Origin of the sequence: Micromonospora sp. WMMD558 (assembly GCF_049315255.1) — a bacterium.
In the GTDB taxonomy this organism is placed as follows: Bacteria; Actinomycetota; Actinomycetes; order Mycobacteriales; family Micromonosporaceae; genus Micromonospora.
On sequence record NZ_CP186061.1, the window covers coordinates 2,318,740 to 2,329,453 of the forward strand.

At 73.1% G+C, this 10,714-nt stretch carries 10 protein-coding genes; 6 read left to right on the plus strand and 4 right to left on the minus strand.

All coding sequences use genetic code 11. The features are described from left to right. Nucleotides 1-9: 9 nt before the first annotated feature. The 3 genes from ACN26Y_RS11375 to ACN26Y_RS11385 are packed head-to-tail and all read right to left on the minus strand — an operon-like array spanning nucleotide 10 to nucleotide 2,041. Nucleotides 10-312: a cupin gene (locus ACN26Y_RS11375; RefSeq protein WP_155330258.1), complete on the minus strand. Its 303-nt coding sequence runs from the start codon at nucleotides 310-312 to the stop codon at nucleotides 10-12. Further along, nucleotides 309-1,259, minus strand: a complete 951-nt coding sequence (locus ACN26Y_RS11380) for an LLM class F420-dependent oxidoreductase (protein WP_155334036.1) — start codon at nucleotides 1,257-1,259, stop codon at nucleotides 309-311. The genes ACN26Y_RS11375 and ACN26Y_RS11380 overlap by 4 nt, the downstream gene beginning before the upstream one ends. Before the next feature lie 2 nt (nucleotides 1,260-1,261). Continuing rightward, nucleotides 1,262-2,041, minus strand: coding sequence for an ABC transporter ATP-binding protein (locus ACN26Y_RS11385; RefSeq protein ID WP_155330259.1), 780 nt, complete (start codon nucleotides 2,039-2,041; stop codon nucleotides 1,262-1,264). Nucleotides 2,042-2,307: 266 nt separating this feature from the next. On the opposite strand from ACN26Y_RS11385, the gene ACN26Y_RS11390 reads away from it, so the two are divergent. Both ACN26Y_RS11390 and ACN26Y_RS11395 read left to right on the plus strand, forming a co-directional pair. Beyond that, nucleotides 2,308-3,339 carry an ABC transporter substrate-binding protein gene (locus ACN26Y_RS11390; RefSeq protein WP_155330260.1) on the plus strand — a complete coding sequence of 344 codons (1,032 nt, stop codon included), beginning with the start codon at nucleotides 2,308-2,310 and terminating at the stop codon, nucleotides 3,337-3,339. Between the two features lie 96 nt (nucleotides 3,340-3,435). Beyond that, nucleotides 3,436-4,344 carry an ABC transporter permease gene (locus tag ACN26Y_RS11395; RefSeq protein ID WP_422734692.1) on the plus strand — a complete coding sequence of 303 codons (909 nt, stop codon included), beginning with the start codon at nucleotides 3,436-3,438 and terminating at the stop codon, nucleotides 4,342-4,344. Nucleotides 4,345-4,462: 118 nt separating this feature from the next. Here the strand turns inward: ACN26Y_RS11395 and ACN26Y_RS11400 are convergent, their stop codons facing one another. After that, nucleotides 4,463-5,644 (minus strand): ABC transporter substrate-binding protein, encoded by a 1,182-nt coding sequence (locus tag ACN26Y_RS11400; RefSeq protein ID WP_155330262.1) that lies wholly within the window; start codon nucleotides 5,642-5,644, stop codon nucleotides 4,463-4,465. A gap of 445 nt (nucleotides 5,645-6,089) precedes the next feature. Here ACN26Y_RS11400 and ACN26Y_RS11405 point away from each other — a divergent pair, with 445 nt between their 5' ends. The 4 genes from ACN26Y_RS11405 (at nucleotide 6,090) to ACN26Y_RS11420 (ending at nucleotide 10,626) form a co-directional block, all read left to right on the plus strand. Next, nucleotides 6,090-9,164 (plus strand): nitrate- and nitrite sensing domain-containing protein, encoded by a 3,075-nt coding sequence (locus ACN26Y_RS11405; RefSeq protein WP_422734693.1) that lies wholly within the window; start codon nucleotides 6,090-6,092, stop codon nucleotides 9,162-9,164. Then, complete coding sequence (locus ACN26Y_RS11410; RefSeq protein ID WP_030329975.1) at nucleotides 9,161-9,568, plus strand: roadblock/LC7 domain-containing protein; 408 nt, start codon at nucleotides 9,161-9,163, stop codon at nucleotides 9,566-9,568. Before ACN26Y_RS11405 ends, ACN26Y_RS11410 begins: the two co-directional genes overlap by 4 nt. An 88-nt stretch (nucleotides 9,569-9,656) precedes the next feature. Then, nucleotides 9,657-10,022, plus strand: a complete 366-nt coding sequence (locus ACN26Y_RS11415) for a DUF742 domain-containing protein (protein WP_155330264.1) — start codon at nucleotides 9,657-9,659, stop codon at nucleotides 10,020-10,022. After that, nucleotides 10,003-10,626: a GTP-binding protein gene (locus ACN26Y_RS11420; protein ID WP_155330265.1), complete on the plus strand. Its 624-nt coding sequence runs from the start codon at nucleotides 10,003-10,005 to the stop codon at nucleotides 10,624-10,626. The genes ACN26Y_RS11415 and ACN26Y_RS11420 overlap by 20 nt, the downstream gene beginning before the upstream one ends. Nucleotides 10,627-10,714: the final 88 nt, after the last annotated feature.

Below are 10,714 nucleotides of genomic sequence, written 5' to 3' on the forward strand. Positions count from 1 at the left end.
GCGGCAGGTCTACTTGAGTTCGACCAGCCGGGCCAGGTACGTCGTGCCGCCCACGTTGGTGAGCATGTGCACCGCCCCGGGGTCCCGGTAGACGACGCCGCCGGTCGGCTCGTCGGCGTCGATGCGGGTGCCGTCGACGGTCTGCACCACGTTCTTCGCGCCCTGGATGGCCACCACCAGGTACGGGTGGTCGTGCCGGTGCAGCGGCTGCCGTTCGCCCGGCTCCAGCTTGATGTGCCAGACCCGGACCCGGTCGTTCTCGTACACGATCTCCTGGCCCACCGGGCCGAGGTCGAGGTCGGTGTCGGTCATCGGAGTCCGTCCAGTTGGGGAAGCACCTCGGCGGCGATGAGTTCCAGGTGGTCGAGGTCGGCGAGGTCGATCAGGCGCAGGTGCACGCGGCCGGCGCCGATCGCGGCGAACTCGCCGATGCGGTCGACGAGCTGCGCGGGCGAGCCGACCACCGGGTCCTCCGGCGGAAGGGCGCTCGGCACGTGCAGGGGCGCGGCCCGGTGCCGGGCCTCGGCGTCGGTGCGTCCGATCGCCACCACGATCCCGGCGGAGAACGCCAGCGGCGGCCGGCCGGACTCGGCGCGTCCGGTCTGCTCGCACGCCTCGCGGACCCGCTCGTACGCGGCGGCCGTCTGGGACACCGAGGTGAACGGCATGTTGAACTCGTCGGCGTACCGGGCGGCCAGCTCGGGGGTGCGCTTCGGGCCGCGCCCGCCCACGATCACCGGTGGGCCGGCCACCTGCACCGGCTTCGGCAGCGCCGGAGCGTCGACCAGACGGTAGTGGGCGCCGGTGTAGCTGAACGTCTCGTCCGCCGGGGTGCGCCACAGCCCGGTGACGATCTCCAGCTGTTCGGCGAGCCGGTCGAAGCGCTCGGCGACGCCGGGGAACGGGATGCCGTACGCGGTGTGCTCGCGTTCGTACCACCCGGCGCCGATGCCCAGCTCGACCCGGCCGCCGCTCATCTGGTCCACCTGGGCCACCATCACGGCCAGCGGCCCGGGCAGCCGGAACGTCGCCGAGGTGACCAGCGTGCCGAGCCGGATCCGGCTGGTCTCCCGGGCCAGGGCGGCCAGCGTCAGCCAGGCGTCGGTGGGGCCGGGGAGCGCGGGTTCGTCACCCATCGCCCGGTAGTGGTCGGCGCGGAGGAAGCCCTCGTACCCGCAGTCCTCGGCCCGGCGCGCGAACCGGAGCTGGTCGTCGTAGCTCGCTCCCCGGTGCGGCTCGGTGAACAGGGACACCCGCATCGTCATCGGTCCTCCGCCGGGGCCGGCATGTCCTTCTCCATCAGCAGCTCGTGCAGGTCGGCGCTGACCTGGGCGACGTCGGCCAGGTGCGCGTTGCGGCCGAGGGTGCGCGGCCGGGGGACGGCCACGTCGACGACGCTGCGGATGCGGCCGGGGCGGGGGCTGAGCACCACCACCCGGTCGGCGAGCAGGACGGCCTCGTCGATCGAGTGGGTGACGAAGACGACCGTCGCGGACGTCTCCATGTGCACCCGCTGCAGCTCACCGGAGAGCTCCTCCCGGGTGAGCGCGTCCAGTGCGGAGAACGGCTCGTCCATGAGCATGACCCGCGGCTCACCGATGAGGGAGCGGCACAACGCCACCCGTTGCTGCATCCCGCCGGAGAGCTCGTGCGGCAGCCGCTTCTCGAAGCCGGCCAGGCCGGCCAGCTCCAGCAGTTGCCGGGCCCGGTCGCGGTGCTTCGCCCGTTTCCAGCCGAAGATCTCGACCGGGAGCAGGACGTTGTCGAGCACGGTGCGCCACGGCAGCAGCGCCGGCCGCTGGAACAGCATGGCGACGTCCCGGCGGGGGCGGCTGATCGGGGTGCCGCCGACCGTGACCTCCCCGGCGGTGACCGGCAGCAGGCCGGCGACCAGCCGCAGCAGGGTGGACTTGCCGCAGCCGGAACGGCCGACGACGGCGACGAACTCGCCCTCGGTGACTTCGAGGTCGATGCCGCGCAGGGCCTCCACCCGGCCGGAACGGCCGTCGAAGGTGCGGGATACGCCGGACAGACGGATCATCCCGCGGGCCTCCCTGAGTCGGCGGTCAGCAATCCGCGGGACAGAGTATCCGTCTCGTGCCTCAATCGCACCGTCCGGGTTGGACGTCAGGCCGTTTCCGTTTCGCAACCCGATACGCCTGGCGTCGCAAAGGTGGAATTCTCGTACGCTGTGCCCGCGAAGAGTCCCCTCACGACGGTGGTGTCGGCCACCCCCCTCCCGCCGGCACCGCCAGACAACCCCTCCGGAGGCCCGCCGGCCCCGGTCGGAAAGGACAAGGTGCACTGATGAGAAGGCTGACCCGTACGGTCGCCGCGGCCTCGATGGCTGCCGCCCTCGCGTTCGTCGCGGCCTGCAGCAGCGGCTCGGACTCCACCGAGGACGCCAAGGGCGGCGACGGCGGTTCCGTGGAGAAGGTGACGTACCTCACGTCGTTCGGCAACTTCGGCCGGGACTCCTACGCCTGGGTGGCGAAGGACAAGGGCTTCTTCCGCGACGCCGGCTTCGACGTCGAGATCAAGCCGGGCCAGGGCACCGGCAGCGTCATCCAGACGATCGTCGGCGGCCAGGCGCAGTTCGGTCCGATCGACCTGACCGGCGGCCTGCTCCAGCTCGGCAACGGCCAGGCCAAGGACTTCGTCGCGGTGGCCGCGATCCAGCAGCGAACCATGGCCGCCATCGCCACCGTCGAGGGCAAGAACATCGCCTCGCCGAAGGACCTGGAGGGCAAGAAGCTCGCCGACACCCCCGGCTCCGTGGTCCGCAACCTCTTCCCGACGTACGCGAAGATGGCCGGCGTCGACGCGAGCAAGGTGACCTGGGTCAACGGTGAGGCCCAGACGCTCATGGGCACCCTGGCCTCCGGCGCGGTGGACGGCATCGGGCAGTTCGTCGTCGGCCAGCCCACGATCGAGACCGTCACCAAGAAGAAGGCGGTCCTGCTGCCGTACAGCAACGTGATGCAGGACCTCTACGGCAACGTGCTGATCACCTCCTCCAAGATCGCCAAGGAGGACCCGGAGATGGTCAAGCGGTTCGCCGGCGCCCTGCTGAAGGGCCTGGAGTACGCCCTGGCCAACCCGCAGGAGGCGGCCGACATCCTGAAGAAGAACGTGCCGGCCGCCGTGCCGGCGGCCGCCAAGGCCGAGCTGGAGCTGATGGCCGGTTACGTCCGGTCCAGCAACACCGGCACCCAGCTCGGCACGCTGGACAGCGGCCGGGTCGCCAAGAGCATCGCGATCCTCCAGGGCGCCGGTGCGCTCAAGCAGAACCTCACGCCCGACCAGATCATCGACTTCAGCCTCGCGCCGAAGGCCTGACCGCCGACCGGTCGGGGGGTGCGGCCCACGGGACGGCGTCCGGGGCCGCACCCCCCGCCGCGTGCCGGCGGCCAGCCGGCAGAACAGGAGGTTCCCGTGACCGAGGCGACCGGTACCCGGCCCGAGCGGCGACCGCCGGAGGAGGCCGCCGACGCGCCCCCGACGACGGTCCCCGCCACACCGACGGTCCCCGCCACACCGACGGTCCCCGCCACACCGGCGGTCGCCGGCCGGTGGCACCGTACGCAGCCGGCGAACGCCGGTCTGCCGCTGCTGGGGCTGGTGATCGCGCTGGGTTTCTGGTGGCTGGTCACCTCGGGGCTCGGCCTCGTGCACCCCGCGTCGCTGCCACCGCCGCAGACCGTCTGGGACTCCCTGACCCGGTCCAGTGAGGTGCTGCTGCCGGCCCTCGGCATCACCACCATGATGACGGTGCTCGGCTTCCTGATCTCGACCGTGGCGGGGGTGCTGATCGGGATGACCCTGGCCGCCTCCCGGCGCGCCGAGCGGATGTTCGCCCCGCTGCTCGTGGCGGTCAACGCGGTGCCGAAGATCGCGCTCGGCCCGCTGCTGGTGGTGTCGGTCGGCTGGGGTGAGAAGCCGATCCTCACCATGGTGTTCCTGCTCTGCTTCTTCCCGATCGTGCTCTCCACCGCGACCGGTCTCACCACCACCCCGGCGGACCTGGCCGAGCTGGCCCGGTCGTTGAACGCCTCGTGGTGGCAGTCGTTCCGCAAGGTGCGCTTCCCGGCCGCCCTGCCGCAGGTATTCGTCGGGTTGAAGGTGGCGATGCCGCTCGCCGCGATCGGTGCGGTGATCGGCGAGTTCTACTCCGACAAGCCGGGTCTGGGGTACCAGATCCTGCAGTACAACGGCGTGGGGGACACCGCGACCGCGTGGGCCGCGATCGTGCTGATCGCCGCGATGAGCATCGCGCTCTACTCGGCGCTCTCCCTCGTCGAGCGCCTCGCCCTGCCCTGGGTACGCGCCACCACGGCCCGCTGAGCGGGCCGGTGGGCATCGACTCACCGGCCCGCTGAGCGGACCCGTGTGGGCCCGGTGAGGCGATGCCGCGCGGACGCCGCGGCCCGGCCGGCGAGCGGCAGCGCCCGTACGGCGGCGGTCAGCCGGCCAGCCGCCAGCGGCCGTTCCGCGCGACCAGGGTGGTCAACGCCTGCGGCATCAGGCCGGAGTGGTTGTCCGGGGTCATCCGGATGGGTCCCGACAGACCGTCCAACTGGGACGTCTCCAGCACGTCGCGGATGCCGTCCCGGTTGACCGCGCCGGGCTCGCCGCCCGCGCGCACCGCGGCGTCGGCGATCAGCTGGACGGCGTCCGCGGCGAACGAGGACGAGCCGTGGTAGCCGCCGAACCGGGCGGTGTAGTCCTGGAACCACTGCCGCCGGGCCGCCTTCGCCGGCGTGGTGGCGATGACGTCGTCGATCACCATGGTCTGCGTGAACACCAGGGTGGCGCGTTCGGTGGCCCGTGCCGCCGTGCCGAGGAAGAGGTCCCCGGCGGCCGAGGCGTCCAGGTAGAGCGAGCCGCGGAAGCCGGCCGCCTGGGCCGCCACGGCGGCGAGGCTCGCCTGCTCCGGGGGCGTCCAGAGCACCAGGGCGTCGGGCTTGCCGGTGGTGACCGCGCCGACCTGGCGGGCGACGTCGGTGTCGGTGGCACGGACCTGCTCCACCCGGCGTACCTTCACGCCGGCCTTGGCGAACTCGCGCTGGAGCGCCGCGAGCCCCTCCCGGCCGTAGTCGTCGTCGCTGTGCAGCAGGCCGACCTCGCGGGCACCGCCGCGCCGCAGTTCACCGGTGAGGGCGGCGGCGTTGTCGGCGGCGTTCGGGGCCAGCTTGAACACGTACCGGCGCTGGCCGACCGGGTTGGTGACGGCGCCGGAGGGGGCCAGCGCGATGGTGGGCACCCGCTTTTCGTCGATGGTGCGCACGGCGCCGACCGCGCATTCGTTGCAGCCGCCCATGATGATCGCGCTGACCCGCGGGTCAGCACCGAAATCGTTGATGTTGCGCAACGATTCGCTCGCGTCGGAGCGATTGTCCTTGACCGTGAGTTCGACGCGCCGGCCGTCCAGCGCGCCCGAGGAGTTCAGTTGCTCGACCTTCAGTTCCAGGGCTCGCTGGTACGCCTTGCCGACGGTTGCGGACGCCCCGGAGAGTTCGAGGTCCGCGGCGATGACGATGGGGCTGGTGTCCCGCTCCTCACCGCCGAACTGGCAGGCGGTGAGCGTGGTGGCCAGGACGGCCGAGGCGAGCGCCGCGACGGTCGCGGAGCGGATGGGGCTCAACGTTGTCCTCCAGGTGGACGTGGGCGCGGCCCGGGCACCGCCGGAATCGACCATCCTCAGTGGAGGACGGATCTGTCGTGCCGTACGGTGAGCGCGAAAGCCTGCAAAACCTTGCCAATGTCGGGCGCTGCGGTCAAGCGGGCGGTGGAGAGGCTTTTCGGGACGCCGATCCCACATGTTGAGGTAACACAAATTTTGCAAACGCTCACCGATCCGGCATGTGTCGCCACTCACCGTCAACAATGCCTGTTCAGAGCGTCGGGACACTGGCGTCAGCGAGGGAGTCGAGTGCCTGTTCGGTGCCGTCCGACCGTTTCCTGCCTCACTGCGGCTTCCCAAACCACATCCCGTCTGATGAAATCGCGGCCGTGCCGCGCGTGGGCTCTCCGCTGCACCAGGCACGGGTCGGCGGGTCAGGCGTGGAAGAAACGACGGAGGCGATGTCGTGAGCACCGGACCGACGACCCTGCCCGCAGGCGGCGACCGTGACCGGTCGAGTCGCCGCCGCCTGCCCCGGCTCCGCGACGCCCGGATCCGGTCCAAGCTGGCGCTGATCCTGGTCGTGCCGGTCGCCGCGGTCATCGCGCTGGCCGCGGTCCGCCTGGTCGCCGTCGGCGCGGACGCGTACGACGCCTCCCGCGCCGAGGCGCTCACCGAGCTCTCCGTCGACGTCTCCGCGCTCGCCCAGGACCTGCACGCCGAGCGGATGGCCGCGTCCGCCTACCTCGCGGCGCCCGAGCAGCGCGCCGACGCGTACAACCTGCGGGTGCGCAGCACCGACGAGCGGGTGAAGGCCTACCGGGAGGAGCGCGAGCGCGTCGGCGCGGCGCCGGCCGCGGTCCGCGACCGCCTGGCGGCCATCGACGACCACCTGGAAACCCTCGACGCGACCCGGCAGCAGGTGCTGGACCGCCGGCAGATGGTTGTCGCCGAGGCGTCGCTGCGGTACGGCGTCATCCTGACCGACCTGGTCGCGTACGGCGACGGCCTGGCCCAACTGCCCGGCGAGGAGCGGCTGGCGGACGCCCGTCGTGCGGTCGCCGCCTTCGCCCGCGCCAAGGCCGCCGTCGCCGAGGAGGAGTCGGTCGCCTACACCGCGCTGAGCGCCGGCCGGATCGACGAGGAGCAGTTCTCCTCCTTCGTGGCGACCCTGACCAGCCAGCAGGAGGCGCTGCTCGCCTTCTCCCTGGCGGCCGACCCGACGCAGCGCGCACTGGTGGACAGCACCGTCTCCGGCGACGCGGTGACGCTGGCCGACCGGGTCGCCTCCGACATCACCCGCTCGGTCGGGCAGCGGCCCCTGGTCACCGCCCGCGACGCGAGCGCCGCGATCGGCGCGGTCAACGACCTCATGCGGTGGGCCGAGATCCGGCTCCAGGACGAGCTGCTGACCCAGGTCGAGCAGGCCCGCGCGGACGTTCTCCGGCAGGCCGTGGTCGAGTCGCTGCTGGTGCTCCTCACGCTCCTCATCGCGGTCACCCTCGCCGTGGTGCTGGCGCGTTCGCTGAACCACTCGCTGCACCGGCTGCGGGAGGGCGCCCTCGCGGTGGCCAACCACGACCTGCCCGACGCGGTGCGCCGGCTCCAGAGCATGGAGACCGTCGGCGACGGCGGTGTCGACGAGATCGTCCGACAGGTACACGACCCGATCAAGCTCGCCAACCGCGACGAGGTCGGCCAGGTCGCGCTCGCCTTCAACGTGGTCCACCGGGAGGCGGTCCGGGTCGCCGCCGAGCAGGCCGCGCTGCGGACGAGCGTCTCGGCGATGTTCCTCAACCTGGCCCGTCGGAGCCAGACGCTGGTCGACCGCATGATCGGCGAACTGGACGCGATCGAGCGCAGCGAGGAGGACCCGAAGCGGCTGGCGCGGCTCTTCGAGCTGGACCACCTGGCGACCCGGATGCGCCGCAACGACGAGAACCTGCTGGTCCTCGCGGGTGCCGACTCGGCCGTCCCGCGCCGGGAGGACGCCCTGCTGGTCGACGTGCTGCGCGCCGCGCAGTCCGAGGTGGAGCTGTACAACCGGATCGAGTTCGGCACGGTCGACACCGACGTCTCGGTGGCCGCGCACGCGGTCAACGACGTCGTCCGGCTAGTCGCCGAACTGCTCGACAACGCCACCCGCTTCTCCCCGCCGAACACGACGGTGGTCGCCGACGCGCGGCGGATCCGCGACTACGTGCTGATCCAGGTCGAGGACCGCGGCCTCGGCCTGTCCGAGGAGCAACTGGACTCGCTCAACCGGCGGCTCGCCGAGCCGCCGACCGTCGACGTCGCGGCGTTCCGGCTGATGGGTCTGGCGGTGGTGAGCCGGCTCGCCGCCCGCTACGGCATCCGGGTCGAGCTGCGCCGCAACGTCGAGGGCGGCACCGTCGCCCAGGTGACCCTGCCGACGACCACGGTGGTTCTGCCCACCCGGGGACGGGAGCCGATCGCCCGGCCGCGCCAGCCGCTGGCCGTGGAGCAGACCCCGCTCACCCCGGTCGGCCTCGGCGAACCGCTGGCCGGCGCGACGCGGACCGCCACCCTCCCGGACCCCTGGCGCACCGACCAGGCGCCACCGGCGCTGTGGCAGGCGCCGGAGCAGGCTCGCGACACCACCTCGCCGGTCCAGGCGGGCGGCCGGACGGGGGCGCAGCCCACGGTCGCCCCGGTGCAGCCGGCGTTCGCCGGTGGCCTCGCCACGGGTGCGCCGACGGCCGCGTACGCGACGCTGGACCCGCTGCCCCGCCGCCCCGCCGCGGACACCCCCGCCACGACCGCCACGGGGGCCTTCCCCGCCGTCGGTACGGGCGCCGCGACCGGTGCCGCCCCCGGCAGCGGGTCGACCGGCGGCGGGTTCGGCGGCGGGCTCGGCGCGGGGCTGGCGGCCACCGCGTCGCTGGCACCGACCCCGCCGATCACGCCACCGGTCGACCTCCCGGCGGAGGCCCCGATCTTCCGGGAGATGGAGGCGGTCTGGTTCCGGTCGCACGGCAACGACGCCACCGCCATCTTCGCCCGGCCGGACTTCGGCCCGCCGGCCACGCCGGCCACGGACCGTCCGGCGGCGGAGGAGACACCGGCCCGGCCGAAGCTGCCCACCCGGGTGCCCGGCACGTCGGCGGCGCCGCCCGCGCAGCCGCCACCGCCCGCGCAGCCGCCACCGCCGTCGTACGCCCCGCCCGCCGCGACGGCCGGTCGGCCGGCCGCCGCCGCCGCGACGGCGGCCACGGAGCCGCCCGCGGCCGCGCCGGCGGCCGACGCGGACGCGTGGCGGACCGCGGCCGACGAGGGCTGGTCCCGGGCCGGCCGGGCCGCCGAGCCGGCCACCGACGGCACCACCCGCTCCGGCCTGCCGAAGCGGAGGCCGCAGGCGCAGCTCGTTCCCGGGGGCATCGAGCCCCGTACCCAGGAACGCACCCGGCGGACGCCGGACGACGTACGTGGTCTCCTGTCGGCCTACCACCGCGGTGTGCAGCGCGGGCGGGCGGCCGGCACGGATCTGAACAGCACCTCGACCAAGGAGACGAGCCGATGAACAGGCCAGCTGCCATGCAGGACATGGGTTGGCTGCTCACCAACTTCGCCGACAGCGTGGCGGGCATCGCCCACGTGGTGGCGGTGTCCGCCGACGGGCTGCTGCTCGCCTCCTCCCGGGACCTGCCTGCGGACCGGGCGGACCAGCTCGCGGCGATCACCTCCGGTGTGGTGAGCCTGACCGAGGGCGCGGCCCGGATGTTCAGCGCCGGCGGGGTGCTTCAGACAGTCATCGAGATGGACAGCGGTTACCTGTTCCTGATGTCGATCAGTGACGGTTCGTCGATGGCCGTGCTCGCGGCCCGCAGCTGCGACGTCGGCCAGGTGGGGTACGAGATGGCGCTCCTGGTGGAACGGGTCGGCGCCGCACTGGTGCCGCTGCCGCGGGACGCGGTGCGTTCGTAGCCCGGGGCGCGGCGCTCGCCCGCGCCGACCTGGGACAGGTGATCCGGTGCCGGAGGGCTCCGGACCGGCAGAGGGGAGGTGACCGCGGATGGATCACCGGCGTGCGGACCCGCGTGGCGAGCTGGTACGCCCCTACGCGGTCACCCGGGGCCGGACCGAGCCGCGGCAGGACATCGCCCTGGAGGCGGTGCTGTCCGCGAGCGCCACAGCGGTCGCCGAGTCCCGCTTCGCGGGGCACGACAAGCACCGCATCGCGACGGTCTGCGAGGGCCGGGCGCAGTCGCTGGCGGAGATCGCCGCGTACACCCGGATGCCGCTGGGCGTCACCCGGGTGCTGGTCGCCGACATGGTGGCCGAGGGCCTGCTGACGCTACACACCGCCGCTCCCGCCGTGGGGTACGAGGAGCGGATGAACCTGCTTGGAAGGGTGCTAAGTGGACTTCGCGAACTATGACCCCGCCGGGGCGAGCCGCAGCCGGGAGATCATCTCCGCGAAGATCGTCATCGCGGGTGGCTTCGGCGTCGGCAAGACGACGCTGGTCGGCGCCATCTCGGAGATCACCCCGTTGACCACCGAGGCGGTCATGACGGCGGCCGGCGTCGGCATCGACGACCCGTCCAAGGTGCCCGGCAAGGAGACCACCACGGTCGCCATGGACTTCGGCCGGATCACGATGGCACAGGACCTGATCCTGTACCTGTTCGGCACGCCGGGCCAGACCCGGTTCTGGTTCATGTGGGACGAGATCATCCGGGGCGCGGTGGGCGCGGCGGTCCTGGTGGACACCCGCCGCATCACCGACGCGTTCGCGCCGCTGGACTACTTCGAGAACCGCAACCTGCCGTACGTGGTGGCGCTCAACAAGTTCGACGGCGCCCCCGAGTACGAACTAGACGAGGTGCGGGAGGCGCTCGCCATCCCGGCGGACGTGCCGCTGGTCATGACCGACGCCCGGCACCGGGACGCCGTCAAGCAGGTGCTGGTGACCGTCGTCGAGCACGCCATGACGCGCCTGCAGGCCGAGCACGACCGGGGCTACCCGGCCCCGGTCGGCTGACGGCCCGGCCCGGCGGCCCGGCGGCGGCCCGGCGGCGGCCCGGCGGCGGCCCGGCGGCGGCCCGGCGGCGGCCCGGTGGTGGTGTTAA

What these genes read in the sequence shown, in the direction of transcription:
- ACN26Y_RS11390 (WP_155330260.1), top strand. Translation starts at nt 2,308, where the DNA reads ATGAGAAGGCTGACCCGTACGGTCGCCGCGGCCTCGATGGCTGCCGCC.
- ACN26Y_RS11415 (WP_155330264.1), top strand. Translation starts at nt 9,657, where the DNA reads ATGGATCACCGGCGTGCGGACCCGCGTGGCGAGCTGGTACGCCCCTAC.
- ACN26Y_RS11375 (WP_155330258.1), bottom strand. Translation starts at nt 312, where the DNA reads ATGACCGACACCGACCTCGACCTCGGCCCGGTGGGCCAGGAGATCGTG.
- ACN26Y_RS11410 (WP_030329975.1), top strand. Translation starts at nt 9,161, where the DNA reads ATGAACAGGCCAGCTGCCATGCAGGACATGGGTTGGCTGCTCACCAAC.
- ACN26Y_RS11385 (WP_155330259.1), bottom strand. Translation starts at nt 2,041, where the DNA reads ATGATCCGTCTGTCCGGCGTATCCCGCACCTTCGACGGCCGTTCCGGC.
- ACN26Y_RS11380 (WP_155334036.1), bottom strand. Translation starts at nt 1,259, where the DNA reads ATGCGGGTGTCCCTGTTCACCGAGCCGCACCGGGGAGCGAGCTACGAC.